The following is a 25,658-nucleotide window of genomic DNA, read 5'->3' as shown; positions in this document are numbered from 1 at the left end:
TTTATTCGCCGCCGAGAGGGGATCCGAATGCGGACCATAAAGGCCGGTGCCGCATGGCTGGCGGCGATGATGCTTGTTGTCGCGACCGGGCTGGCGGTGTGGGAGCCGTTCGCCGCAGTACGCGTCGTCGCACCGCCCGAGCAACGCTATGACAGCGTGATCGCGCGCGACCGCTTCGGTGTCCCGCACATCTTCGGCAAGACCGATCCCGATGTCGCTTATGGCGTCGCCTATGCTCATGCCGAGGACGATTTCGCGACGCTGCAGGAAGCCGTGGCGATGGCGCGCGGGCGGCTCGGCGCGATGACCGGCGCAGACGGCGCGAAGGTCGATTACACGCTGGCGCTGCTCGGCGCGCGCGAGACCGCGCAGCGCGATTACGACAAGCAGCCCGCGGATGTCCGCGCCTTGCTCGATGCCTATGCCAGCGGGCTCAACGCCTATGCGCGGCGCCACCCCGGCGAGATCCGGCTCGCGCGGCTGTTCCCGGCGAATGGCGAGGATATCGCGACCGGCTTCGTGCTGCGCACGCCGTTCTTCTTCGGGCTCGACCAGACGCTCGGCGCGCTGTCGGGCGACAAGCCGCTGCCGGCCGAGACCGCCGGTGCCGCGCCCGACAGCCCCGATCCGACCGCACTGCCCGCGACCGGCGAAGCGATGCCCAACGGCTCGAACGCCTTCGTCGTCGCGCCCAAGCGCTCGGCGGACGGTTTTACCCGCGTCCTGTCGAACTCGCATCAGCCGTGGAGCGGGCCGGTCGCGTGGTACGAACTCAGCGTGCAATCGGGCACCGGCTGGCATTTCTCGGGCGCGACCTTCCCCGGCGTGCCCTTCCCGGTGCTCGGGCATAACGAACATCTCGGCTGGACCAACACCGTCAACCGCCCCGATCTGACCGACGTCTACAAGCTCGTGCGCAATGCCGCGGGCACCGACTATCGCTTCGACGGCAAGTGGCTCCCGCTCGAGGCGCGCCGCGTGTGGCTCAAGGTGCGCTTCGGGCCGTTCGTGCTGCCGATCCCCAAGATGGTCTATCGCGCGGTGCAGGGGCCGGTGATCGTCAACAAGAGCGGCGCGTTCGCGATCCGCTATGCCGGTGCCGACCAGCTCCGCATGGTCGAGGAATATTACCGCCTGACGCGCGCGCGCGATTTCGGCGAGTGGCAGAAGGCGCTCGCGATCCAGGGCGTTCCCGCGACCAACTTCCTCTACGGCGATGCCGCGGGGAATATCGCCTATTTTTACAATGCCAGCTTCCCCAACCGGAAGCCGGGGTTCGATTATCGCCATGTCCTGCGCGGCGACACGTCGCGTGACCTCGCGCCGGGGACGGTGCCGTTCGCGCAGGTGCCGCGCAACGTGAACCCGGCCTCGGGCTTTCTCGCCAATGCCAACAACACGCCGTTCCAGGCGGCGGGGGCGGGGGCCGAACTCAAGCCGGGCGACTATTCGCCATTGCTCGGGATCGAGACCGACACGACCAATCGCGGCACGCGGGCGGTCGAACTGCTCGGCGCCGACCCGTCGATCTCGGCCGACGATCTGCTGCGGATCAAGTTCGACACCGGCGTCAGCAAGCTGAGCTGGGCGTCGAAATGGTATGGCGATGTCGCGCGGATCGATCCGAAGGGCGATGCGCAACTGAAGCAGGCGCTCGGCCTGTTGCGCGGCTGGAACTGGAATTTCGACGGCCATCACAGCGGCCAGGCGCTCGCCGCGATCCTACTGCGGACCGGGCAGAAATGGCATTATCAACGCCGCCCCGAGCTCGATCCGCGCGATGCGCTGGCCAAGGCGGCAGCGTATCTCCAGCTGCATTTCGCCACGCTCGATCCGCCGCTCGGCACGCTGCTGCGGTTGCGCCACGGTACCGCCGATCTCCCGCTCGACGGCGCGCCCGACGTGCTGCGCGCCGCCTCGACCTGGGACGAGGCCGATGACGGGCGGCTCGTCGTCAAGCATGGCGACAGCTTCATCATGGACATGGCGTGGGACAAGGCCGGACGCGTTCGCTCGCAGTCGATCCAGCCGTACGGCGCGGCGACGACACGGCCGGATTCGCCGCATTATGCCGATCAGGCGCCGTTGTTCGCGGCGCATAGGTTCAAGCCGGTGCTGTTCTGGCGCGAGGATCTGCGGAAGAATGTCGAGCGGGTCTACCGGCCCTAGGTGCTCCCCTCCCTGGAAGGGAGGGGCTGGGGGTGGGTCGGCCCGAGATGTGACCGGACGCCCGCCACGGGCCGACCCACCCCCGACCCCTCCCTTCCAGGGAGGGGAGGAAGGGGCGCAGTCGGCCCTCGAAAAAGGGACGGAGGAAGCGATTGCTACCGCCAGAGCGCTACTATAGCCTCCCACCATAGTCCTGTTTTGAGGCGCCATTCCCCGGGGGATTTCCATGACCGTCAAGCTGCTCGCGCTCTCTGGTGTAGCGCTCGCAACCCTTGCCACGCCTGCGCTCGCGCAGACCGCGCCCAAGCCCGTTCCCGTCGCCGATCTCGTCAAGCAGGTCGACATCCCCTATAGCGAATTCCGCCTGCCCAACGGCCTGCGCGTCATCGTCAACACCGATCGCAAGGCGCCCGTCGTCGCGGTGTCGGTATGGTACAATGTCGGGTCGAAGTTCGAGCCCAAGGGCAAGACCGGCTTCGCGCATCTGTTCGAGCATCTGATGTTCAACGGCAGCGAGAACGCGCCGAAGGACTATTTCACCTACACCAAGGCGATGGGCGCGACCGATCTCAACGGCACGACCTATTTCGACCGCACCAACTATTTCGAGACGGTCCCGGTGGCGGCGCTCGACCGCGCGCTGTTCCTCGAGAGCGACCGGATGGGCTACCTCCTCGGCGCGATCACGCCCGCGGTCGTCGACGAGCAGCGCGGCGTCGTGCAGAACGAGAAGCGCCAGGGCGACAACCAGCCGTACGGCCTCGTCCAGTACAAGCAGACCGAGGCGCTGTTCCCCGCTACGCACCCTTATGGCCACACCACGATCGGCGCGATGGCCGATCTCGATTCGGCAAGCGTCGCCGACGTGAAGGAGTGGTTCCGCGGGCATTACGGCCCGAACAACGCCGTGCTCGTGCTGTCGGGCGATGTCGACGCCGCCACCGCCAAGACGCTCGTCACCAAATATTTCGGCGCGATCCCCAAGGGGCCCGAGAGCGTCGTCCCGACCGCCGACGTCCCGACGCTCGCCGCGCCGAAAAGCGAGGTGATGAAGGACCGCGTTTCGAACACGCGGATCTACCGGATGTGGGCGGTGCCCGGCATCAACAACCCCGATGCGGTCGCGCTCGATGTGGCGGCCGGCGTGCTCGGCGGGCTGTCGAGCAGCCGGCTCGACAATGCGCTGGTGCGCAAGGAAAAGCTCGCGGTGCGCGTCTCGGCGAACAATGAGAGCTTCGCGCAGGTCGGCATGTTCGTCGTCAGCGCCGATGTGCGCCCGGGCGTCGACCCCGCGCTCGTCGCCAAGCGGCTCGACGAGATCATCGCCGACGTCATCGCCAACGGCCCGACCGCCGACGAGGTCGCGCGCGTCGCGACGCGCGATGCGGCGGGGCGGATCGCCGGGCTCGAATCTACCGGCGGCTTCGGCGGCAAGGCGGTCGCACTCGCCGAGGGCGCGCTCTATGAAAACGATCCCGGCTTCTACAAGAAGCAGCTCGCCGAACTCGCCGCCGAGACGCCCGCGCGGGTCAAGGCGGTGAGCGCCAAATGGCTGACGCGTCCGGTCTATGCGCTGACCGTCGTGCCCGGCGCGCGCGAGGCCTATGTCGAGGCGACGCCGCCGGCCAAGGTTGCGGCCGCACCCGAGGCGCCCTTCAAGGGGACGCGCGGCGCGCTGCCGCCGCTCGGCACGCTGTCGAGCCTGGTCTTCCCCAAGGTCGAGCATGCCAAGCTCAAGAACGGCATCGAACTCGTCTACGCCTATCGCAACGCCGTGCCGATCACGCAGGGCGCGATCGTGTTCGACGCCGGCATCGCGGCCGATGTGGCGGGCAAGCTCGGCACGCAGGCGCTGACGCTCGACATGCTCGACGAGGGCACGACGACGCGCGATTCGATCGCGATCGCCGAAGCCAAGGAGCGGCTCGGTGCAAGCATCAACAGCGGGTCGGGGTCCGATCGCACCGGCGTCGGCTTCTTCACGCCGAGCGCCAATCTGGCGGGATCGCTCGATCTGTTCGCCGACATCGTGCGCAATCCGAAATTCGATCCGGCAGAAGTCGCGCGGCTCAAAAACCAGCAGCTCTCGCGCATCTCGGCCGAGCTGACGAGCCCGCAGGGCCTCGCGTCGCGCGTCTATCCCAAGCTCGTCTACGGCGCGGCCTACCCCTACGCCAAGGGCCTCGGCAGCGGCGACGCGAAGGCGGTTGCGGCGCTGACGCGCGACGATCTGGTCGCCTTCCAGCAGGCCTGGATTCGTCCCGACAAGGCCAAGATCTTCGTCGTCAGCGATCGTCCGCTCGCCGAGGTCAAGGCGGCGTTCGACGCGCGCTTCGGCGACTGGAAGCCGACCGGGCCCGCCGGCGTTAAGGATTTCAGCGTCAAGACCGCGCCGTCGGCGCCCAAGATCGTGCTGATCGACCGGCCCGATTCGCCGCAGTCGTTCATCCTCGCGGGCGCGCCGACCAGCCTGGTCGGCACCGACGATCTGCTGCCGGTGATCACCGCGAACGACACGCTCGGCGGCGATTTCCTGTCGCGCGTCAACATGGATCTGCGCGAGGCGCGGCACTGGTCGTACGGCGTCAACGGCTCGTTCCGCCGCGCGCAATATGACACGCCGTATCTGCTCGGCACCGGCGTCCAGGCCGACAAGACCGGCGAGTCGATCAAGTCGCTCCAGACCGACTTCGCCGACTTCGTGACGACCAAGGGGATCACGCCCGAGGAATTCGAGCGCACGATCACCGATGCGATCAGCTCGCTGCCCGGCAATTTCGAGACGTCGGCCGCGGTGCTCGGCGCGATGCAGCAGAACGACCTGTATCGCCGGCCCGACGATTATTATGCGACGCTGCCGCAAAAATATCGCGCGTTCACAGCAGGCCAGCTTGACGCTGCGGCACGCGCGGCGCTCGACCCGAAACGCTTCGTGTGGATCGTCGTCGGGGACGCAAGCAAGGTCCGGGGCCAGCTTGACAGCATCGGCCTGCCGGTCGAGGTGATCCCGGCGGCGTCCGTGGCGGATGTGCGCTAGAAATTATTGTCAGGAGACACATCATGGCTGCAGTTGATGGGACGTGGGATACGGTCGTCAAGTCGCCGCTCGGCGACCAGAAGGCGACGCTGACGGTCAAGACCGACGGCGCTACCTGGACCGGTTCGCAGAACGGCGCGATGGGTTCGGTTGAGATCACCGACGGCACGGTCGAGGGTGACACGATCAGCTGGAAGATGTCGATCGTCGTGCCGATGCCGATGACGCTCGACTGCAAGGCGACCGCCGAGGGCGACACGCTCACCGGCACCGTCGGCGCGGGCGCGTTCGGCAGCTTCCCGATGACGGGCACGCGCGCGGCGTAACGCCGTTCGTTTTGTGCGATGAAGACGGCCCGCGCTCCAATCGGAGCGCGGGCCGTTTTTGTGCGCGTGACCGCCGCCCGGGCTTGTGCCGGGGCTTGCCGTGCAACACACTCATCGCGTCGGGACAGTGGTCCGGTAAAACCCGGCAGCGTGATGCGTTTTGATCGGCCCACCGCCGTCACCCTCGCGAAAGCGAGGGTCCCGCTTCTTCTTCGAAGCGCGGGCCAGGCAGCGGGATCCCCGCTTTCGCGGGGATGACGGCGAGGGGCATCATAGGTTTAGCCGGGGCGACGAACGGGAGTGGGGCATGAAGGCACGTTGGATGTTGGGTGCGGCATTGGCGCTTTCGCCGCTCGCCGCACAGGCGCAAAGCTATGACGAGCGCCCCGCCAAGCTCGTGCCCCCGACCGAAGGCTTCAACTACGAGCGCCGCATCGTCGAGATTCCGATGCGCGACGGGGTCAAGCTCCACACCGTGATCCTGATCCCGAAGGGCGCGCACGACGCCGGCATTCTGATGACCCGCACGCCGTACAACGCCGACGGGATGACCGGAAAGGGCGGCAACAATGCCGACCTAGCGACGAGCCTGACGGGTTATGACAACGCCACCGACGTGATCGTCGACGGCGGCTACATCCGCGTCGTGCAGGATGTGCGCGGCAAATACGGGTCGCAGGGCATCGCGATGATGAACCCGCCGCTTCACGACACCGCGCTCAACCCGACGCACACCGACGATTCGACCGACACCTACGACACGATCGACTGGCTGGTGAAGCATCTGCCCGAGTCGAACCGCAAGGTCGGGATCCTCGGCATTTCGTACGACGGCTTCCTGTCGCTGATGCCGCTCATCAACCCGCATCCGGCGCTCGCGGTGGCGGTGCCTGAGAACCCGATGGTCGATGGCTGGCGCGGCGACGACTGGTTCCACAATGGCGCGTTTCGCGTCGGGATCGATTACATCTGGGAGCAGATCGCGACACGCGACAATTCGTCGCCCTACGCGCGCACCACCTATGACGAGTATGACGCGGTGATGCGCGCCGGCTCGACCGGTGCGCTCGCCAAGGCGCACGGGCTCGACCAGATCGGCTTCTGGCGCAAGATCGCCGCGCACCCGGCCTATGACAGCTTCTGGCAGGCGCAGGCGATGGACCAGGTGCTCGCGCGTTATCCGCTCAAGGTACCGGTCATGCTCGTCCACGGCCTGTGGGACCAGGAGGATATCTACGGCGCGACCGCGGTGTATCGCGCGCTGAAGCCCAAGGATACCGCCGGCAACATGGTCTATCTGACGATGGGCCCCTGGTATCACGGCCAGCAGATCGACGACGGCAAGGCGCTCGGCGATATCCAATGGGACCAGGACACCGCCAAATGGTGGCGCCGCAATGTGCTCGGCCCGTTCCTTGCGCATTACCTAAAGGGCACGCCGATGGATGTCGCGCCCGTCACCGCGTTCCAGAGCGGCACCAACCAGTGGCAGCGGCTCCCCGCCTGGTCGGCGACGCCGGCTATGACCAAGCTGTTCCTCCAGCCGGGCGACGCGGTCGGCTTTACGCCCGCGACCGGACCGGTACAGACCGCAGATTACATCTCCGATCCGGCGCATCCGGTGACCAACGTGCCGCGTCCGGTGCGGCCGGTGAGTTACGAGGACAATCACTGGAAGGCGTGGCTGGTCGGCGACCAGCGCATCGTCTCGAGCCGCCCCGACGTGCTGACCTTTACCGGCCCCGTACTCACCCAGCCGGTGACGATCGCGGGGCAGCCCGTCGTCCATCTCACCGCCGCGACGAGCGGGACCGACAGCGACTGGGTGGTCAAGCTGATCGACGTCTATCCCGACCAGGTGCCGAGCGACCCCAAGATGGGCGGCTATCAGCTCGCTGTTGGCATGGACATCTTCCGCGGGCGCTACCGCGAGGGGCTCGACCATGCCGTCGCGCTGAAACCCGGCGTGCCGCTGGCGTATAGCTGGGCACTGCCGCAGGCGAACCATGTGTTCCTGCCGGGGCACCGCATCATGGTGCAGGTCCAGTCGAGCTGGTTCCCGCTGTATGACCGCAACCCGCAGAGCTTCGTGCCGAATATCTTCTACGCCAAGCCGGCGGATTACGTGAAGGCGACGCAGCAGGTGACGGTGAGCGGGCCCGACCAGAGCTATATCGCGCTGCCGGTGGTGCCTTAAATCCTCCCTCGCGAATCGGGGGAGGGGGTGTGCGAGCTTTGGCCTGCCCCCGGCAGGCCAAGAATGTGTCCGGGGGACACATTCTCGCTCGCACACCAGCCCCCTTCAGGCTGGTGGTGGAGGGGGCCTCGCCGCAAACGCCGCGCCCGCGGCGAGGCCCCCTCCACCCCTCGGCTGAAGAAGCCGAGCGGTCCCCCTCCCCCGGTTCCCGGGGGAGGATTGAGGACTACCGCCCCAGCCGCGTGACATGCCCCATTTTGCGCCCCGGCCGGCTCGCGCCTTTGCCGTAGAGGTGCAGATGCGCGCCGGGCTCGGCCAGGATCTCGGCCCAGCGATCGGCATCGTCGCCGATCAGATTCTCCATCGCCACCGTGGGGGCCGTCAGCGCGGTGTCGCCGAGCGGCAGGCCGCAGATCGCACGGATGTGGTTCTCGAATTGCGAGCAGACCGCGCCCTCGATCGTCCAATGCCCCGAATTGTGGACGCGCGGCGCCATCTCGTTGAACACCGGACCGTCAGCACCGGCGAAGAACTCGCACGCGAGCACCCCGACATAATCGAGCCGGTCGGCGATCCGCCCCGCCAGCGCCGCCGCCTCGCCCCATTGCGCAGCGATCTCACCCGGTGCTGGAAGCGTCGACGTTGCGAGGATGCCGTCCTCGTGCTGGTTCCACGGCGGCGGATAGCTCACCATCTGCCCGTCGGCGCGGCGCACCAGCAGGATCGAGAATTCGTGGCTGAAGGTCACGAACCCTTCGAGGATCGCCGGGCGCTGGCCGATCGCGTCCCAGGCCGCGTCGATCTGGTCGGGCGCGGTGATGCGGACCTGGCCCTTGCCGTCATAGCCCATGCGCAGCGTCTTGAGGATCGCCGGCGTGCCGATTGCCGCAACCGCCGCTGCGAGCGCGTCGCGCGTCTCGACCTTCGCCCAGGGCGCGGTCCGTCCGCCGATCTCGGCGACGAACGCCTTTTCGATCGCCCGATCCTGCGCGATGCCGAGCGCCGCGGGCGCGGGGTGGACCGGCACCTTGCCCGCGAGATAGCTGACCGGCGCGAGCGCGATATTCTCGAACTCATAGGTGACGACGTCGGCCGCCGCGGCGAATTCGTCGAGCACGATATGGCTGTGATAATCGGCGCGGATGTAGCTGGAAGCGGTCTGCGCGGCGACGGCTTCCTCGTCGGGCGCGAGGATCCGCGTTTGATAGCCGAGCTGCGCGGCCGCGACCGCGAGCATCCGCCCGAGCTGCCCGCCGCCGAGGATGCCGATGGTCGAGCCGGGGGGGAGGGGGGTCATGCGCGCAGTTCCGTTGGGTAAGAGAGCCTCCCCTCCCTGGAAGGGAGGGGCCGGGGGTGGGTGGGCCCGTTGTTCGGCCGGACGCCCGCCCTAGGCCGACCCACCCCCAACCCCTCCCTTTCAGGGAGGGGAGGAGACAGGAAGCAGCCGTCGAGCATCATTCCGGATCGACAGCCACGCCATCGGTCTGCGCCGCGCGCCACGCCTGCAACCGCGCGCTCAAATCCGCGTCCGACAGCGCGAGGATCGCCGCTGCCAGCAACGCCGCATTCTTCGCACCCGCCTTGCCGATCGCCAGCGTCCCCACCGGGATCCCCGCGGGCATCTGGACGATCGAATAGAGGCTATCGAGGCCCTTCATCGTCTTGCTCTCGACCGGCACGCCGAGCACCGGCAGATGCGTCATCGCCGCCGCCATGCCCGGCAGATGCGCCGCACCGCCAGCGCCCGCGATCACCACCTGCAATCCGCGCTCGGCGGCGCCCGTCGCATAGTCGTAAAGCCGCTGCGGGGTGCGGTGCGCCGAGACGACCTTGGTCTCGTGCGCCACGCCCAGTTCGGCGAGCAGATCGGCCGCATGGTGCATCGTCTCCCAATCGGACGTGCTGCCCATGATGATGCCGACAAGGGGGGACGCGCTCTGTGCCATCGCGCCGGACTAGCGAGCGGGGTGGCGCAGGGCAACCGTTCCCGCCGTCATATCGGTAGCGGAACTTGTTTGGCGCGGCGCGGGTTGGGCGAATCCATACAGTCATATCGGATACACGCCATGACCCGTTTTTCGACCCTTTCGTCCGTCGCGCTCGCCAGCGTGCTGGCTTTCTCCGCCCCCGCCTTCGCCGAGGGCAAGCATGACCGCGCCGAACAGGCGATCGCCGAAGCGCGCGCCAAGATCGAAGCGTCGGCCAAGGTCGGCGCGACCGCCGAGACGCCGCGCCTCCAGGCCGACGCCCAGGCGCAGCTCCGCGCCGCCGAAGAGCATCTCGCCGCCGGCAAGAAGGCCGAAGCGATCGACGACGCGCATCGCGCCTCGCAGCTTGCCGACACCGCGCTCGGCCAGGCACAGCGCGCGCATAACGACGCTGCGCATGCCGCGACCGCCGATGCCCGCAACGTCGCTGCCGACGCGCAGGCCGATGCTGCTGCAGCCAATGCGCGCGCCAATGCCGCCGAACAGGCTGCCGCCTCGGCCGCTGCCGACGCTGCAGCGGCCCGCTCGGCCCCGCCGGTCGTCGTGCAGGCACCTGCGCCGACCACGACGGTGACGACCGAGACCACCAAGACCGCGGCGCCGGCCGTGCGTGCCGCAACGACCAAGCGCGTCGTGCGCAAGGCGACGACGACGCGCCGCGCTGCGCCGGCCCGCGTCAGCGAGAAGACGACGACGACGGTTACGACGGGCCAGTAAGCCGCAAATCCTCCCCCGGGAACGGGGGGAGGGGGTGCGCGAGCGAGAGTGTGTCCGTGGGACACAGTCTCGCTCGCACACCAGCCTTCTTCAGGCTGGTGGTGGAGGGGGCAGACATCGAGCGCAGCGCGCGTTGCTACCCCTCCACCGTTCGCTGAATGTGCACGGTCCCCCTCCCCGTTCCGGAGGGGCGTTAAGCGCTCAGCGCTCGCTCAGATAATACCGATCGGTCGCCGCCAGCGAATCGTCGAGCTCATAGACGATCGGCTGCCCGGTCGGGATCTCGAGCGTGGTGATCTCGTCATCGGGGATCCCCGATAGATGCTTGACCAGCGCACGCAGCGAATTGCCGTGCGCCGAGATGACGACACGCTGCCCATCACGCAAAGCGGGGGCGATCCGCCCCTCCCAATATGGCAGGACGCGCGCGATCGTGTCCTTCAGGCTTTCGGTGTCGGGAATGGCGATCCCCGCGTACCGGCGATCCTTCGACAGATCGTATTCGCTGCCGGCTTCGAGCGGCGGCGGCGGGATGTCGAAGCTGCGGCGCCAGATATGGACCTGCGCGTCGCCATGCTTGGCGGCGGTCTCGGCCTTGTCGAGCCCGGTGAGCCCGCCATAATGCCGCTCGTTGAGGCGCCAGTCCTTCTCGACCGGCAGCCACAGCCGCCGCATTTCCTCGAGCGCGAGATTGAGCGTCTTGATCGCGCGGGTCTGCAGCGAAGTGAAGCAGAGGTCGAAATCGAGCCCCTTCTCCGCCATCAGCCGTCCGGCGGCGCGCGCTTCCTCGACGCCCTTGTCGGTCAGATCGACGTCCCACCAGCCGGTGAAGCGGTTCTCGAGGTTCCAGGCCGACTGGCCGTGGCGGATCAGGACGAGGGTGGGCATCTGGGTCTCCTTTGCGAGGGGACCTAGATCGCGTCGATCATGTCGGCAAGCACTTCGAGGCAGGCATGCGCCAGCGTCTTTGAGCGCGCACCCGACCAGCCGAACTCGGCATCGGGGTTCGGATCATGGTCCTTGAACGGCATTTCGAGCGTCATCGACACCGCGCCGAACCGCTCGGCGAGCTGGTTGGTCGACATCGACAGGTTCGCCTTGCCCGGTGCCGCCTTGTCATACCCGCGCGCGGTCTGGAAATCGGGCGAATGCGCCGCGAGCCGCTCGCCGAACTCGGTATATTTGGCGCCGAGCGCGTCGGTCCAGGACGGGATGCCCTCGAACCCGGCGAAGAAATTCGCCGCGATCGCCTCGTCGCCATGCACGTCGATCGCGAAGGCGACGCCGGTCGCATCCATCGCATCGCGCACGCACAGCACTTCGGGGCTCTTCTCGAGGGTCGGGGTGTACCACTCGCGGTTGAGGTTCACCCCTGCCGCGTTGGTGCGCAGATGCCCGCGGAACGACCCGTCGGGGTTCATGTTCGGCACGCAGTGGAAGGTCGCCTTCTCGCGCAAAGCGCGGGCCACCGGGTTGGCCGCGTCGGTCAGCCATTCGAGCGCGCCTTCCATCCACCATTCGGCCATGCTCTCGCCGGGATGCTGGCGCGCATAGAGCCAGACCTGCTTGGGGCCGGTGCCGATGTCGAGGCAATCGATCGCACGCCCGTCGAGCGACTGGCCGAGCTCGCGATGCGTCACGCCCGGTTCAAGCGCGATCCGTGCGACCAAAGCGTCATGGCGCTCGATCGTATAGGGTTCGAAATAGGCGAACCAGACGAGCTCGCTGTCGCCGCTCCATTCGAATTCGAGCACGCCGTCGACATAGCGCGTCGGGATCATCCGCCACGCGAGTCGATCGGTGCTCGCGCGGACCTTGTAGCCCGGCCAGCCGAACGGATAGGCCGATTGCGCGGCGTTGGTGATGCGGAGCGTCAGCGTGCGCCCCTTCGCGCCGGCGACGCGGAAGTGGAACCACTGGAAGAAGTCCGACTGATGATCGAGCCGGATGGCGAGATCGACGTGGTCACCCGCGATGGCGACCACGTCGATGTTCCCGCTATCGAAAGCGGCGTTGATGGTGATGCTCATCGCACCGTAATAGTGCGACCCGATTCTCCGGGGAAGCCCAGGAACAGCGCATGCGACAATTTGGCCGCGGCGGCGTTCGCCTGCGCGGAGGGTGCCTCGCCGGGCGAGAAGGTCTGCGCATGGCCTTCCCAGATCACCGTCGCGTCGCGGCGGCGGCGGATCTGCACGGTCAGGTCGGTGAGCACGACGGTGCGATACTTCTGCTTGCCGATCGGGAAGGAGATGCCGCCGCCCAGCCCGACGCCGCCGCCACCGCCGCGATACCCGCCGCCGCTATAGCCGCCACCGCCGAGTCCGATGCTCACGCCGCTGCCACCGCTGCGCGGCGCTGCCGGGCGCGTCGTGCGGGTGAAGCCGACCACCGCGAGATACTGCGCCTCGGGGTCGGTCTTGGGCACGGTGAAGCCGTGCGCGAGCGCCTCGGTCTGCACCGCGGCGGCATAGGTCTTGAACTCGAGGCTGGCGGGGCCGCCGCCGGGCGCGGGCTCGACCGCGAGCGTGCCGGTTTCGAGCGGTGCCGCCATCGACCCGAGGTGGAAACGGGTCACTTCGACCGGGCCACTCGTCGTCGTCGTCGCGCAGGCGCTCAAGCTCGCCGCCGCGGCGATCGCCATTCCCAAAGCCAGCTTCATACTCTTGTCCTTGTTACCGCAGTCGTTGCACGGGTGTAACGCCCGGACCCGGCCTCCGGGTTCCGTCGCTATAGCGAGGCTTATCGGCGCGGTCGCGCTTGACTTGGAGGGGAGGCGACCATATGCGCAGCCGCTCTTTTCCACATTCCAGATTTTGCAAAGCGAATCGATCATGAAGATCCGCAATTCCCTGAAGTCGCTCAAGGGCCGTCATCGCGATAACCGCGTGATCCGTCGTCGTGGGCGTACCTACATCATCAACAAGACCAACCGCCGCTTCAAGGCCCGCCAGGGCTAAGCGACGTGGCGCGGGCCGTCGTCTTCGACGTCGGCAACGTCTTGTACGATTGGAATCCCAGATTCCTCTATGAGCGCCTGATCGGTGACGATCGGGCGCTCGATGCATTCCTGCGCGATGTCGCGACCAAGGAATGGCATTTCCAGCATGATGCTGGCCGTCCGTTCGCCGAGACCTCGGCCGAGCTCGCCGCCGCGCATCCGCAGCATGCCGCGCTGATCGCCGCCTGGGGGCCGCGTTTCGGCGAGCAGCTTGGCGGGATGTTGCCGGGGATGCGTGAACTCGTGTGCGAGCTCGAGGCGGCGGGTGTGCCGCTGTATGCGATCACCAATTTCTCGGGCGAGTTCTGGCCGTCGTTCCGCGACCGCGAGGCCGATGTGTTCGATCGCTTCGACGACATCGTCGTCTCGGGCGACGAATTGCTGACCAAGCCCGATCCGGCGATCTATCGCCTCGCGCTCGAGCGATTCGGCCTGCGCGCCGAGGACACGCTGTTCGTCGATGACCGCGAGGACAATGTCGCCGGCGCGCAGAGCGTCGGGATGGGCGCGGTGGTCTTCACCGATGCCGCGACGCTGCGCGGCGATCTGGCGCGCTACGGTATTCTCGCCGCGCCCGCTCTTTAAACGCTTCCGCTATCTACCGTCGTCGTCACCCCGGCCTTGTGCCGGGGCCCACCGTGCCGCGCACGCTCGGGCGGCAGGATGTGCATCCCGGTGGACCCCGGGACAAGCCCGGGGTGACGGTTAGGTTTAGCGGCCAGCGCGAGCCTAGCTCGCATACCCCTTCAGCTCATCGCCACTGACCCGCACGACGTGGAGCACGTTGGTCGACCCTGGGGTCTTGAACGGCACGCCCGCGATCAGGATGATGCGGTCGCCCGCCTTGGCGAGCGCATGGCGCAGCGCCATGCGCTTGGCCTTGGCAACCATCTCCTCGAACGAATCGACGTCCTTGGTGAGGATCGCATAGGCGCCCCACAGCAGGCCCGCACGCCGCGCGGTCTCGGGGTTCGGGGTCAGGATCATCAACGGCACGCCGGGCCGCTCGCGCGCGACGCGGCGTGCGGTCGAGCCCGAGGCGGTGAAGCAGATGATCGCCGCGGCATCGATCGTCTGCGCGATGTTCTTGGCGGCTTCCGCCAGCGCATCGGCGGTGGTCGGGTCCGAGCGGATCACGGTGAAGTGGATCCGGTCGCCATGCGTCGGATCCTTTTCGACCGCTTCGCCGATCGCGTTCATCATCGCGACCGATTCGGTCGGCCAGGCGCCGGCAGCACTCTCGGCCGACAGCATGATCGCATCGGCGCCGTCATAGATCGCGGTCGCGACGTCGGACACTTCGGCGCGGGTCGGCGAGGGCGAGGTGATCATCGATTCGAGCATCTGCGTCGCGACCACCACCGGGCGGCCGAGGCGGCGCGACACTTCGATGATGCGCTTCTGCAGCGGCGGCACGCTCTCGGGCGGCATCTCGACGCCGAGATCGCCACGCGCGACCATCACGCCGTCGCACATCTCGACGATTTCCTCGAGCCGCTGGATCGCCTGCGGCTTCTCGATCTTGGCGAGCAGCGACGCCTTGCCGCCGATCAGTTTGCGCGCCTCGGCGAGATCCTCGGGGCGCTGGACGAACGACAAAGCGATCCAGTCGACGCCCTGGTCGACCGCGAAGGCGAGATCGCTGCGGTCCTTCTCGGTCAGCGCCGCCATCGGCAGCACGACGTCGGGGACGTTCAGCCCCTTGCTGTTCGACAGCGCGCCGCCGACCACGACCTCGGTGACGATCGTCGTGTCGGTGTGGTCGGTGACGCGCAGCACGAGTTTGCCGTCGTCGAGCAGCAGGCGCGCGCCCGGCTCGATCGCTTCGAAGATCTCGCGGTGCGGCAGCTCGACGCGCGTCGTATCGCCGGGCGTGGTGTCGCGGTCGAGCGTGAAGGTCTGGCCCTTGATCAGCTCGATCTTGCCGCCCTCGAACTTGCCGACGCGCAGCTTTGGCCCCTGCAGATCGGCGAGGATCGTCGTCGGGCGCTGATAGGTCTTCTCGAGCGCGCGGATCGACTGGATGACGGCGATCTTCGATTGCTGGTCGCCGTGGCTCATGTTGACGCGGAAGGCGTCGGCGCCCGCTTCAAACAAAGCGGCGATCATTTCGGGGCTGCTGCTGGCGGGGCCGAGCGTGGCGAGGATGCGTACCTTGCGCGCACGTGGGCGGATGGTCTTGATCATGGGAGGTCCTTGCCGTGGGGAGGCTGTACGGCTGCTGCTCTACCTCCTATCTCGCCACGATCAACCGTGGAGCGAACAGATGAGCGATTTGGATGGACTGGATGATGCCGTAGCGGCGGCCGCGTTCCGGCGGCTCGTGCAGCATTTGCGCCACCGCAGCGACGCCGAGAATATCGATCTGATGGGGCTTGCCGGCTTCTGCCGCAACTGCCTGTCGGACTGGGTCGAGGAGGCCGACGGCACGATGAGCAAGGATGCCGCGCGCGAGATCGTCTACGGCATGCCCTATGCGCAGTGGAAGGCCGAGCATCAGGGCGACGCGACGCCCGAGCAGCTCGAGCGGATGCGCCAAAGCGTCGCGAAGAATGCGTGACGCGAGCGCCGCTCTGGCCTAAAGCGCGCGCCTTTCACTGATTCAAACCCCGGGGGATTTACCGTGAGCGACATCATCGCCGCAGACCAGCTACGCCTTCTCATCGAGCGCATCGAGCGCCTCGAAGAGGAAAAGAAGGGCATCGCCGACGACATCAAGGACGTGTACGGCGAGGCCAAGTCGACCGGCTTCGACGTCAAGACGATCCGCTCGATCGTGCGCCTGCGCAAGATGGAGAAGCATCACCGCGAGGAGGCCGAGGCGCTGCTCGAGACCTACAAGCAGGCGCTCGGGCTCGACTAAGCCGACCCGTCATGCTGAACTCGTTTCAGCATCCATGCGATCGGCCGCGCGTCGCCCATGGACCCCGGCTCCAAGTCCGGGGTGACGACACTGTAGTTTGAGAGAGATCCAATGGCAGGCCATTCCAAATATAAGAACATCATGTACCGCAAGGGCGCGCAGGATAAGAAGCGCTCGGGCATGTTCTCGAAGCTCAGCCGCGAAATCACCGTCGCGGCGAAGATGGGCCTGCCCGATCCCGACATGAACCCGCGGCTGCGCATGGCGATCAACGCCGCCAAGGCGCAGTCGATGCCCAAGGACAATATCCAGCGCGCGGTCGACAAGGCGAGCAAGGGCGACACCGAGAATTACGAGGAAATCCGCTATGAGGGCTTTGGCCCCGGCGGTGTGTCGCTGATCATCGAAGCGCTGACCGACAATCGCAACCGCACTGCGACCAACGTTCGCACCGGCATGGCGAAGAATGGCGGCAACATGGGCGCTTCGGGCTCGGTCAGCCATGCGTTCGACCGGATGGGGCTGATTTCCTATCCGGCTTCGGCGGGCGATGCCGAAAAGGTGTTCGAGGCCGCGCTCGAAGCCGGCGCCGAGGATGTGCAGTCGAGCGAGGACGGCCATGAGATCTGGACCTCGAACGAGACGCTGCACGAGGTCGTGACGGCGCTGACCCCGGTGCTCGGCGAGCCCGAGGGTGCAAAGCTCGCCTGGCGCCCGCAGACGATGGTCGAGGTCGGCGAGGACGATGCGGCGACGCTGTTCAAGCTGATCGACACGCTCGACGATGACGACGACGTGCAGACCGTGTGGGGCAATTACGAAGTGTCCGACGCGATCCTCGAGAAGCTTGGGTGATCTGGGTTTCACGCGAAGACGCGACGGCGCGAAGAGAAGAAGACGGTTTGTTCGCGCGGAGGCGCGGAGGCGCGGAGGTGTTGCGCTCGGTTTCCGGCACCATCCCCTCCTCGTCATGCCGGGCTCGTCCCGGCATCCACCGTGCCGCACTTGCTGCGCGTGATGCTCTCGGACCCCGGTGGACCCCGGGACGAGCCCGGGATGACGGGAAGGGCGTAGCCCGCACACCATCTTCTTCTCCGCGTCTCAGCGCCTCCGCGCGAACAAACCCCGTCTTCGTGCCTTCGCGCCTTCGCCTGAATCCCGTTTTCGCAGCGCAATGCTGATCCTCGGCCTCGACCCCGGCCTCGGCACCACCGGCTGGGGGCTGATCCGCGCCGAGGGCAACCGGCTCAGCCACGTCGCCAACGGCAAGCTCAAGACCGACACCGCCGCCACGCTCCCGCGCCGCCTCGCGCATCTCGATGCGATGCTCTCGGCGCTGATCATCGACCATGCGCCCGACGGCTGCGCGGTCGAGGAAGTGTTCGTCAATTCGAACCCGCAATCGACGCTCAAGCTCGGCCAGGCGCGCGGCGTCGTGCTGTGCGCGGGCGCGCGCGCGGGCCTCGAGGTCGGCGAATATGCCGCACGGCTCGTCAAGAAGGCCGTGGTCGGCACCGGCGGTGCAGAGAAGGCGCAGGTCCATGCGATGGTCTCGGTGCTGCTCCCCGGCGTCAAGATCGACGGCGCCGACGCCGCCGACGCGCTGGCGGTGGCGATCTGCCACGCGCACCATATCGCGAGCGCGCGGCGGCTGCCCTGATTTCGCTTTCCCGCAAGCGCCCGTTCCTGTTACGTACCGCTGCATGATCGCCCATCTCAAAGGCCGCCTCGACGCGACCGGACTCGACCATGCCGTGATCGACGTCGGCGGCGTCGGCTATCTCGTCGGCGCGTCGAGCCGCACGCTCGCCAGCATCGGCCCGGTCGGCGAGGCGGTGATGCTCCACACCGAGATGCTCGTCGCCGAAGATTTCATCCGCCTCGTCGGCTTTTCGAGCGCGGCCGAACGCGACTGGTTCCGCTTGCTCACCGGCGTGCAGGGGGTCGGCGCGCGCGTCGCGCTGGCGATCCTCTCGGCGCTCGAGCCGACCGACCTCGCCCGCGCGATCGCGAGCCAAGACAAGGCGATGGTGGCGCGCTCGAACGGCGTCGGGCCCAAGCTCGCCGAACGCATCGTGCGCGAATTGAAGGACAAGATCGGCGGGGTCGAGCTCGGCCATGCCGCGTCGTCGGTCGCGCCGGTCGGGGCGGGCGCGGATGCCGTCTCGGCGCTGCTCAACCTCGGCTTCCGTCCGGCCGAAGCCTCGGGCGCGGTGGCCGCGGCGGAGGAGGAATTGGGGCCGGGCGCGACGCTCGACGCGCTGGTGCGCCTCGCGCTGCGCAAGGCGGCGAAGTAGCATGGCGGCGGTGCGGGAGGCCGCGACCGGCGAACGCCGGAGCACCGTTTCGTGAGCGAACGGGGATCAGATCCGCGAACCGGGGACGCCGTGCAAGCGGTCGCGACGATTGAGCATATCCGCGAGATCCTATGGAACGACGATGGCGGCATCGCAGAGATCTACAACCACCTGATCTATCGATTCGAAGAGTCGGGGATCATCGCGCGCGCGTATCTCGATGATCCCGACAAGGTATCGATCATGGAGGTCGGCCCGGTGCCCGATTCGGTGCTCGCCTATCTCAAGGATCGATTCTGGCGGATCGACCAGATCGGCGCCCAAGGCTATCGAACGATTTGGACAGCATGACCGACAAGCCTCTCCTCTCTCCCGCGCGCACGCCCGAAGACGTCGATGCCGCGCTGCGCCCGAAATCGCTCGACGATTTCGTCGGGCAGAAGGCCGCGCGCGAGAATCTGCGCGTGTTCATCGCCGCCGCCAAGGCACGCGGCGATGCGCTCGATCATGTGCTCTTCTTCGGTCCGCCGGGGCTCGGCAAGACCACGCTCGCGCAGATCGTCGCGCGCGAGATGGGCGTGGGCTTCCGCGCCACTTCGGGGCCGGTGATCGCCAAGTCGGGCGACCTCGCCGCCTTGCTCACCAATCTCGAGGATGGCGACGTGCTGTTCATCGACGAGATCCACCGGCTCCAGCCTGCGGTCGAGGAAGTGCTGTATCCCGCGATGGAGGACCGCGCACTCGATCTGATGATCGGCGAGGGGCCGTCGGCGCGCTCGGTGCGGATCGATCTGCCGCGCTTCACGCTGATCGGCGCGACGACGCGGCAGGGGCTGCTCACCACGCCGCTGCGCGATCGCTTCGGCATCCCGGTGCGGTTGAGTTTCTATAGCATCGAGGAGCTCGAAAAGGTCGTGTCGCGCGCCGCCCGGCTGCTCGACCTGCCGCTATCGCCCGATGGCGCGACCGAGGTCGCGCGCCGCTCGCGCGGGACGCCGCGGATCGCCGGGCGGCTGCTGCGCCGGGTGCGCGATTTCGCGCATGCCGCGGGGCACGATCTGGTCGATGCGAAGGCCGCCGATGCCGCGCTCAACCGGCTCGAGGTCGATCGGCTCGGGCTTGATGCGATGGACCGGCGCTATCTGATGATGATCGCCGATATCTATCGCGGCGGCCCGGTCGGGGTCGAGACGCTGGCGGCGGGGCTGAGCGAGCCGCGCGACACGGTCGAGGAAGTGATCGAGCCGTATCTCATCCAGCTCGGCCTGATCGCGCGGACCGCGCGCGGGCGGTGTCTCAATGCGGGCGGGTGGAAGCATCTCGGCCTCACGCCGCCCGAGGGCGCGCAGGAGAGCCTGTTCGATAGCTGACCAAAAGCCCCTCCCCTTCAGGGGAGGGGTTGGGGTGGGGCTGTAATGGGCGCTGGCTCTCTGCGAGGCACTTCCCCACCCCCGACCCCTCCCCTGAAGGGGAGGGGAGGAACGGAGAAGCAAATCTTGTGCGCCGCACGATAGCCAAGCCCCGCCTCAATCTGTTAGCCCCGCTGGCATGACTGCAGCCGCCTCCGCCCGCGAAATCCTCGTTCGTCTCCACGACGTGATGGCCTCGCGCACCGCGCCGCAGGCCAAGCTCAACGCCGTCGTCGCCATCGTCGGCGAAGGCATGGCGAGCGAAGTGTGCTCGATCTACCTGCTGCGCGAGGGCGTGCTCGAACTCTACGCCACCCGCGGCCTCGCGCAGGAGGCGGTCCACGTCACCAAATTGGCGCTCGGCGAGGGGCTGGTCGGCACGATCGCGCAGCAGGCCGAGATCCTCAACTTGGACGAAGCGTCGAGCCATCCCGACTTCGTCCAGAACCCCGAAACGGGCGAGGAGAAGTTCCGCAGCTTTGCCGGCGTGCCGATCATCCGGCGCGAGCGCGCGATCGGCGTGCTGTCGGTCCAGCATGTCGACCCGCGCAAATATGACGAGGTTGAGATCGAGGCGTTGCAGACCGTCGCGATGGTGCTGTCCGAACTGATCGCCAATGCCGAACTGGTCGATGCCAGCGGTGCCTCCAATTTGCGCCCGCAATCGACCGCGCCGATGCGGATCATGGGGTTGAAGCTCGTCGAGGGCATGGCGAGCGGTTACGCCGTGTTCCACCAGCCGCGCGTCCATGTCGAGCATACCGTCGCCGAGGATACCGAGGCCGAGCGCCACCGCGTCTATGCCGCGTTCGACAAGATGCGCGAGCAGATCGAGCGGCTCGCCAGCCAGGCCGAGTTCGGCGGCGGCGGCGAGCATGAGGAGGTGCTCGAGACCTACAAGATGTTCGCCTATGACGAGGGCTGGGCACGGCGGATCAACGAGGCGATCGATTCGGGGCTGACCGCCGAGGCCGCGATCGAGCGCGTCCAGCAGCGCACCCGCATGCGGATGCGCCAGATCGACGATCCGCTGCTCGCCGACCGGATGCACGATCTTGAGGATCTGTCGAACCGGCTGCTGCGCATCGTCTCGGGTCAGATGGGTACCGCGGCGCAGATGGGCCTGCGGCAGGACACCATCCTGATCGCGCGCAATCTCGGCCCGGCCGAGTTGCTCGAATATGACCGGCGGCGGCTTAAGGGCGTGTTGCTCGAGGAAGGTTCGCTCACCGCGCACGTCACGATCGTCGCGCGCGCGATGGGGGTGCCCGTGCTCGGCCGCGTGCGCGACGTGCGGCGGCTGATCGGCGAGGGCGATCTGCTGCTGCTCGATGTCACCGCGGGCAACGTCTTCGCGCGGCCCTCTTCCGCGATGGAAGAGGCGTTCGATACCGCGCTCAACCTGCGCCAGAAGCGCCGCGCGGTGTTCGCCGCGCTCAAGACCGAGGCACCGGTGACCAAGGACGGGCATCGCCTCACCGTGATGGTCAATGCAGGCTTGCGCGACGATGTCGCCGCGCTCGACGTGACCGGCGCCGACGGGATCGGGCTGTTCCGCACCGAGTTCCAGTTCCTCGTCTCGGCGACGCTACCGTCGCGCGAGCGCCAGCAGAAGCTCTACCGCGACGTGCTCGATGCCGCCGGCGACCGCCCGGTGATCTTCCGCACGGTCGATATCGGCGGCGACAAGGCGCTGCCCTATCTCAACAAGGAAGACGCCGACGAGGAGAACCCCGCGATGGGCTGGCGCGCGATCCGCCTCGCGCTCGAACGCGGCGGGTTGATGAAGGTCCAGGCGCGCGCCTTGCTCGAGGCGGCGGCGGGGCGGACGCTCAGCGTCATGTTCCCGATGGTCAGCGAGCCATGGGAATTCGACGAGGCGCGCGCGCTGTTCGAGGCGCAGCGCGAATGGTTGAGCGCGCGCGGCAAGAAGATGCCCAACGAGATCCGCTATGGCGCGATGCTCGAAGTGCCCGCGCTCGCCGAACAGCTCGACCTGCTGCTGCCCAACATTTCCTTCCTGTCGGTCGGCACCAACGATCTGACGCAATTCCTGTTCGCCGCCGACCGCGCCAATCCCAAGCTCGCCGAACGCTACGACTGGCTGAGCGGGGCGATCCTGCGCTTCCTCGCGAAACTCGTCGCGCCGACGCGTGCGGCCGGCGTGCAGCTCACCGTCTGCGGCGAGATGGGCGGGCGTCCGCTCGAGGCGATGGCGCTGATCGGGCTCGGCATCGAACGCCTGTCGATCACCCCCGCCGCGGTCGGGCCGATCAAGGCGATGGTGCGCTCGCTCGATCGCGCCGCGCTTGCCGCATTCATGGCCGATCTGCTCAAGACTCCACCGCGCGACATGCGCGGTGCGCTGCTCGCCTGGGCGGGCGAAAATGGTGTTGAGCTGGCATGATAGCACGGCGGGCGGCGCGACAAGGCGTTGACTTGTCCCGCCCCCTTTGTGAGACAGCCGCTGGGCAAGGGAGACACGGGCCGCACGCGCCTTGCCGGAGGAAGTGATGACCGAACCGATCCCGGCCGACGAGCCGAAGCTGTTCCCCAAGACCGCGGGGGATACGCTGCGTGAAGCGCGTGAAGCGCAGGGGCTGTCGCTTGCCGAGGTCGCCGCGCGGACGCGTATCCCGGTGCGCCAGCTCGAGGCGATCGAGACGGGCAATTACGCCGCTCTGCCGTCGATCACCTATTCGGTCGGTTTCGCCAAGGCCTATGCCCGCGCGGTCGGCGTCGACGAGGTCGCGATCGCGCGCGAAGTGCGCGGCGCGAGCGACCAGCCGAGCGCCAAGCGCACCAATTACGAAGCCTATGAGATCGACGAGCCGTCGCGCGTTCCGCCGCGCGGCTTGGCGATCACGGCACTGCTGATCGCGGTCGTGGTGGTGATCGGCGCGGTGCTGTTCTACGGCACGACGCTGTTCCGCGGTGATGGCGAACCCGTCAGCACGCCGGCCACCGAAAGCGCCAACACGATCGCCGCCGCGCCCGTCGCGGCGCCGTCGCCGAGCGTGCCGAGCGGCGCGGTCGTGCTGACCGCGACCGACGAGGTGTGGCTCCGGATCTACGACAAGGCCAACACGACGCTCCATCTCGGCACGATGAAGGCGGGCGAGAGCTACACCGTTCCCGCCGATGCGGTCGGCCCGATGATCAATGTCGGGCGTCCCGACAAATTGCAGGTCACCGTCGGCGGCACCGCCGTGGCGCCGCTCGGCGACGGCAAGCGCGCGATCAAGGACGTCCCGCTCGACGCCGCTGCGCTGACCGCGCGCGGCACGGCGCCTGTCGCCGGGGCGACGCCGTCGGCCGCTGCCGGGCCGACCGCACGCCGCGAGGAGACGCGCTCGACACGGACCCGCAGCGCGACCTCCGCACCCGCGTCGCTCCAGCCGCTCAACATCGCGGCGCCCGCCGCGGTCGCGCCCGAGCCGGCAGCGCCCGCCGCCGCGCCGCCGGCTGCGCCTTAACGCTGGCGACACCACGCGATTTTCGGCTATGTTGCCCGCTTTACCAGCACCGGGGGGTGTACGAATGCGTAACCATCTAATGATCGCTTTCCTCCTCGCCGGGAGCATGCTCGGCGCGCTGCCCGCGCAAGCGCAGAGCAATGGCGGCGGGCGCGCGATCGAGGGCCGGGTCGACCGGCTCGAGGGCGAGATGCGCGCGGTCCAGCGCAAGGTGTTCCCCGGCGGTAGCGGCGGCCAATATATCCAGCCCGACAATCGCCCCGCCGATCCCGACGCGATCCTCGCCGGCTCGCCGACCAGCCCGGTCGCCGATCTCACCGCGCGCGTCGATTCGCTCGAGAACCAGCTGCGCACGCTGACCGCGCAGACCGAGACCAACCAGCACCGGCTGCAGGGGCTCGACAGCCGGATGAAGACGCTCGAGGCCAATGCCGCGGCGGCTGCCGCAGCGGCGACGCCGGCGCCCGCGCCGATCGATGAAGGCGGCGGCTTCGACCGGCCCGTGCCCACGCGCCCGACCTCCGACCGCACGCCCGACCGGCCCGCCACGCCCCCACGCGCCACGCCTGCCAAGCCGAGCGTGACCCCACCGCCGGTGGTCAGCACCAAGGATCCGGCGCGCGCGCAGCAGGTCGCCGCGGTCGAGCGCCCCGATTCGGGCGACGTCGCCGAGGATACCTATCTCTACGGCTATCGCTTGTGGGCGGCGCATCTCTATCCCGAGGCCGAGGCGCAGTTCACCACCGTCGTTGCCAAATTCCCGACGCACAAGCGTGCGAGCTATGCGCAGAATCTGCTCGGCCGCTCGTATCTCGAAGACGGCCAGCCGTCGCGCGCGAGCCTCGCTTTCTACGACAATTACAAGAAATGGCCCGATGGCGACCGCGCGCCCGAGAGCCTCTATTACCTCGCCCAGGCGCTGGTGAAGCTCGACAAGCCCGCCGCGCAGGTCTGCAAGGTCTATACCGAGCTCCAGCGCAGCTATGGCGCGAAGGTCGAGGCCGATGCGCGGATGAAGGCGGGCGTCGCCAAGGGCCGTGCCGCTTCCAACTGCTCGTGAGATGAACGCCGCCGACCGCGTGCCGGTCGAGCCGGCACTGGTCGCGCGGTTCCGCCACGATTTCGAACGAGCGCGCCCGCTCGCTGCCACGGAACGCCTCGCGCTCGCGGTATCGGGCGGGCCCGACAGCATGGCGCTGCTCGCGCTCGCCGTCGCCGCTTTTCCCGGACAGATCATCGCCGCGACGGTCGATCACCGGCTGCGTCCCGCCGCCGCCGACGAGGCGCGGATGGTCGCAGACTGGTGCGACGCGCTCAGTATTGCGCACACGACGCTGGTAATCGACGCGCCGATCGGCACCAGCGCCGTGCAGGGCCGCGCGCGCGACCGGCGCTACGCCTTGCTGTTCGACTGGGCGACTGCGGCGGGGGCGGTGTGCCTCGCCACCGCGCACCATGCCGACGATCAGGCCGAGACCTTCCTGATGCGCGCGGCGCGCGGGGCAGGGGTCGCCGGGCTGGGCGGAATCCGCGCGTACCAGCAAGTCGGCGCGATCGCGCTGATCCGGCCGTTGCTCGACTGGCGCGTCGCCGAATTGCGCGCGCTTGCCGTGACGCACGCACTGCCCTTCGTCGACGATCCGAGCAACGGCGACCCGCATTACGAGCGCACCCGCTTTCGCGCATTGCTCCGCGACACGCCGTGGCTCGATCCGGTGCAGATCGCGCGCGCCGCGACGCACGCGGCGGAGGCCGATGCCACGATTCGGGGGATGGAAGACTGGCTATGGCAGACCCGCCGCCGCCCAACCCCCAACCGTCACCCCGGCCTCGTGCCGGGGGCCACCGCCGTCCAAGAGCAACATCCGCAGGACGTGCGGCACAGTGGATGCCGCGACGCGCCCGGCATGACGGGGGAGGGGGGCGTCGTAATCGACCTCGACGTCTCGGACCTGCCCCGCGAACTCCGCCGCCGCCTCGCCCGCCGCGCGATCCACGCCGTCCGCGCGGCGCACGCCATCACCACCCCGGCCTTCACCGACTCGGCCAATATCGAACCCCTGCTCGACTCGCTCGAAGCCGGCAAAGCCGCGACCCATGCGGGAATTCTCGTCAGCGTCCACGACACCGTGTGGAATTTTGCGCCACAACCGCCCCGTCGCTCACTCTGATCGACGA

24 protein-coding genes are annotated in these 25,658 nt (G+C 68.0%); 18 read left to right on the top strand and 6 right to left on the bottom strand.

The genetic code is table 11. The features are described from left to right. Positions 1-27 precede the first annotated feature (27 nt). From EAH76_RS03760 to EAH76_RS03745, 4 genes are all read left to right on the top strand, one after another. Positions 28-2,169, top strand: a complete 2,142-nt coding sequence (locus EAH76_RS03760) for a penicillin acylase family protein (protein WP_140848216.1) — start codon at positions 28-30, stop codon at positions 2,167-2,169. A 226-nt stretch (positions 2,170-2,395) separates the two neighbouring features. Then, the gene (locus EAH76_RS03755; protein WP_140848214.1) at positions 2,396-5,206 is read left to right on the top strand and encodes a M16 family metallopeptidase; all 2,811 of its coding nucleotides are present in this window, start codon (positions 2,396-2,398) and stop codon (positions 5,204-5,206) included. A gap of 23 nt (positions 5,207-5,229) precedes the next feature. Further along, positions 5,230-5,532 carry a hypothetical protein gene (locus tag EAH76_RS03750; protein WP_140848212.1) on the top strand — a complete coding sequence of 101 codons (303 nt, stop codon included), beginning with the start codon at positions 5,230-5,232 and terminating at the stop codon, positions 5,530-5,532. Between the two features lie 307 nt (positions 5,533-5,839). Continuing rightward, positions 5,840-7,729: a CocE/NonD family hydrolase gene (locus EAH76_RS03745; protein WP_140848210.1), complete on the top strand. Its 1,890-nt coding sequence runs from the start codon at positions 5,840-5,842 to the stop codon at positions 7,727-7,729. A gap of 226 nt (positions 7,730-7,955) precedes the next feature. Here the strand turns inward: EAH76_RS03745 and EAH76_RS03740 are convergent, their stop codons facing one another. Both EAH76_RS03740 and purE read right to left on the bottom strand, forming a co-directional pair. Next, positions 7,956-9,026 carry a 5-(carboxyamino)imidazole ribonucleotide synthase gene (locus tag EAH76_RS03740; protein WP_140848208.1) on the bottom strand — a complete coding sequence of 357 codons (1,071 nt, stop codon included), beginning with the start codon at positions 9,024-9,026 and terminating at the stop codon, positions 7,956-7,958. Between the two features lie 157 nt (positions 9,027-9,183). After that, complete coding sequence (purE, locus tag EAH76_RS03735; RefSeq protein WP_140848206.1) at positions 9,184-9,675, bottom strand: 5-(carboxyamino)imidazole ribonucleotide mutase; 492 nt, start codon at positions 9,673-9,675, stop codon at positions 9,184-9,186. Between the two features lie 120 nt (positions 9,676-9,795). Here purE and EAH76_RS03730 point away from each other — a divergent pair, with 120 nt between their 5' ends. Then, on the top strand, positions 9,796-10,434 hold the full coding sequence (locus tag EAH76_RS03730) for a hypothetical protein (protein WP_140848204.1): 639 nt from the start codon (positions 9,796-9,798) through the stop codon (positions 10,432-10,434). Between the two features lie 201 nt (positions 10,435-10,635). Here the strand turns inward: EAH76_RS03730 and gpmA are convergent, their stop codons facing one another. Genes gpmA through EAH76_RS03715 form a run of 3 tightly spaced genes read right to left on the bottom strand, consistent with a single transcriptional unit; the run spans position 10,636 to position 13,096 of the window. After that, a complete protein-coding gene (gene gpmA / locus EAH76_RS03725; protein WP_140848202.1) occupies positions 10,636-11,322 on the bottom strand; it encodes a 2,3-diphosphoglycerate-dependent phosphoglycerate mutase in 687 nt (228 codons plus the stop codon). 23 nt (positions 11,323-11,345) lie between these two features. After that, positions 11,346-12,464, bottom strand: a complete 1,119-nt coding sequence (locus EAH76_RS03720; RefSeq protein WP_140848200.1) for a M14 family metallopeptidase — start codon at positions 12,462-12,464, stop codon at positions 11,346-11,348. Next, positions 12,461-13,096, bottom strand: coding sequence for a DUF4136 domain-containing protein (locus EAH76_RS03715; protein ID WP_140848198.1), 636 nt, complete (start codon positions 13,094-13,096; stop codon positions 12,461-12,463). Before EAH76_RS03715 ends, EAH76_RS03720 begins: the two co-directional genes overlap by 4 nt. A 172-nt stretch (positions 13,097-13,268) precedes the next feature. Here EAH76_RS03715 and ykgO point away from each other — a divergent pair, with 172 nt between their 5' ends. Together ykgO and EAH76_RS03705 are read left to right on the top strand one after the other, a co-directional pair. Further along, positions 13,269-13,394: a type B 50S ribosomal protein L36 gene (gene ykgO / locus EAH76_RS03710; RefSeq protein WP_010160916.1), complete on the top strand. Its 126-nt coding sequence runs from the start codon at positions 13,269-13,271 to the stop codon at positions 13,392-13,394. Positions 13,395-13,399: 5 nt separating this feature from the next. Then, the gene (locus tag EAH76_RS03705; protein WP_140848196.1) at positions 13,400-14,020 is read left to right on the top strand and encodes an HAD family hydrolase; all 621 of its coding nucleotides are present in this window, start codon (positions 13,400-13,402) and stop codon (positions 14,018-14,020) included. Positions 14,021-14,164: 144 nt separating this feature from the next. Here EAH76_RS03705 and pyk read toward each other — a convergent pair whose 3' ends face one another. Then, the gene (gene pyk / locus EAH76_RS03700; protein ID WP_140848194.1) at positions 14,165-15,622 is read right to left on the bottom strand and encodes a pyruvate kinase; all 1,458 of its coding nucleotides are present in this window, start codon (positions 15,620-15,622) and stop codon (positions 14,165-14,167) included. A gap of 79 nt (positions 15,623-15,701) precedes the next feature. On the opposite strand from pyk, the gene EAH76_RS03695 reads away from it, so the two are divergent. The 11 genes from EAH76_RS03695 (at position 15,702) to tilS (ending at position 25,651) form a co-directional block, all read left to right on the top strand. Beyond that, the gene (locus EAH76_RS03695) at positions 15,702-15,995 is read left to right on the top strand and encodes a DUF1244 domain-containing protein (RefSeq protein WP_140848192.1); all 294 of its coding nucleotides are present in this window, start codon (positions 15,702-15,704) and stop codon (positions 15,993-15,995) included. Between the two features lie 63 nt (positions 15,996-16,058). Further along, entirely contained in the window at positions 16,059-16,298 is a 240-nt protein-coding gene (locus EAH76_RS03690) for a DUF2312 domain-containing protein (protein WP_010185731.1), read from the top strand. Positions 16,299-16,409: 111 nt separating this feature from the next. Beyond that, complete coding sequence (locus EAH76_RS03685) at positions 16,410-17,153, top strand: YebC/PmpR family DNA-binding transcriptional regulator (RefSeq protein ID WP_140848190.1); 744 nt, start codon at positions 16,410-16,412, stop codon at positions 17,151-17,153. A gap of 319 nt (positions 17,154-17,472) precedes the next feature. Continuing rightward, positions 17,473-17,958, top strand: a complete 486-nt coding sequence (gene ruvC, locus EAH76_RS03680; RefSeq protein ID WP_140848188.1) for a crossover junction endodeoxyribonuclease RuvC — start codon at positions 17,473-17,475, stop codon at positions 17,956-17,958. Between the two features lie 43 nt (positions 17,959-18,001). After that, a complete protein-coding gene (gene ruvA, locus EAH76_RS03675) occupies positions 18,002-18,595 on the top strand; it encodes a Holliday junction branch migration protein RuvA (protein WP_140848186.1) in 594 nt (197 codons plus the stop codon). Positions 18,596-18,685: 90 nt separating this feature from the next. Continuing rightward, on the top strand, positions 18,686-18,946 hold the full coding sequence (locus EAH76_RS03670) for a hypothetical protein (protein ID WP_140848185.1): 261 nt from the start codon (positions 18,686-18,688) through the stop codon (positions 18,944-18,946). Next, the gene (ruvB, locus tag EAH76_RS03665; RefSeq protein ID WP_140848183.1) at positions 18,943-19,965 is read left to right on the top strand and encodes a Holliday junction branch migration DNA helicase RuvB; all 1,023 of its coding nucleotides are present in this window, start codon (positions 18,943-18,945) and stop codon (positions 19,963-19,965) included. The genes EAH76_RS03670 and ruvB overlap by 4 nt, the downstream gene beginning before the upstream one ends. 178 nt (positions 19,966-20,143) lie before the next feature. Further along, on the top strand, positions 20,144-22,411 hold the full coding sequence (ptsP, locus tag EAH76_RS03660) for a phosphoenolpyruvate--protein phosphotransferase (RefSeq protein WP_140848181.1): 2,268 nt from the start codon (positions 20,144-20,146) through the stop codon (positions 22,409-22,411). 106 nt (positions 22,412-22,517) lie between these two features. Beyond that, entirely contained in the window at positions 22,518-23,480 is a 963-nt protein-coding gene (locus EAH76_RS03655) for a helix-turn-helix domain-containing protein (RefSeq protein WP_140848179.1), read from the top strand. Between the two features lie 64 nt (positions 23,481-23,544). Then, on the top strand, positions 23,545-24,540 hold the full coding sequence (locus EAH76_RS03650; RefSeq protein ID WP_140848177.1) for a tetratricopeptide repeat protein: 996 nt from the start codon (positions 23,545-23,547) through the stop codon (positions 24,538-24,540). Between the two features lies 1 nt (position 24,541). Further along, on the top strand, positions 24,542-25,651 hold the full coding sequence (gene tilS / locus EAH76_RS03645; protein ID WP_140848175.1) for a tRNA lysidine(34) synthetase TilS: 1,110 nt from the start codon (positions 24,542-24,544) through the stop codon (positions 25,649-25,651). Positions 25,652-25,658: the final 7 nt, after the last annotated feature.

Origin of the sequence: Sphingomonas glacialis (genome assembly GCF_006439055.1) — a bacterium.
GTDB lineage: Bacteria > Pseudomonadota > Alphaproteobacteria > Sphingomonadales > Sphingomonadaceae > Sphingomonas > Sphingomonas glacialis_A.
The sequence above is the reverse complement of the archived record's forward strand: the minus strand, read 5'-3'. Positions and strand labels throughout refer to the sequence as shown.